Source organism: Liquorilactobacillus sicerae (genome assembly GCF_029916425.1).
Lineage (GTDB): Bacteria > Bacillota > Bacilli > Lactobacillales > Lactobacillaceae > Liquorilactobacillus > Liquorilactobacillus sicerae.
In genome coordinates this window covers 1-452 of the sequence record NZ_JAHAVQ010000230.1, presented here as the reverse complement: position 1 = coordinate 452, position 452 = coordinate 1, and the positions used below count along the sequence as shown (strand labels likewise).

The window sequence follows — 452 nt, the reverse complement described above, 5'->3', positions numbered from 1 at the left end:
GATTTTACGTCCCCGGGCATCAGTCGCATTTTCCAAGATATCTAAATTTTCCTTTGAGATTTCATATTGCGGATCATTTTTGTCATCGGTCCAAGCAAGAGCAACCAAACCAGGCTTAACAAAATTTGCAATATTATCGACATGTCCATTGGTCTCATCAAGATAAATTCCCCGTTTCAACCAAATAATTTTCTTTAAATTAAGATTCTCTTTTAGAATTTCGTCAATTTGTTCTTTTGAAAGTTGTGGATTTCGGCCAGCAGACAGGAGACATTCTTCGGTAGTTATCAGAGTGCCCTCTCCATCAACATGAATTGATCCGCCTTCAAGGACAAAGTCATCCAAGCGATAGCGATCGACCCTTTCGATTTCAGACATCTTTTGAGCTACTTTGTCATCCTTGTCCCACGGAAAATAAAGTCCATCAACCAGACCGCCCCAAGAATTAAAAG

The 452-nt window shown here is 39.8% G+C and carries 1 protein-coding gene; it reads right to left on the bottom strand.

Annotation, left to right across the window (positions count from 1 at the left end):
* A partial coding sequence (locus KH893_RS12165) for an agmatine deiminase family protein (RefSeq protein ID WP_281166324.1) occupies positions 1–452 on the bottom strand: 452 nt, incomplete at both ends.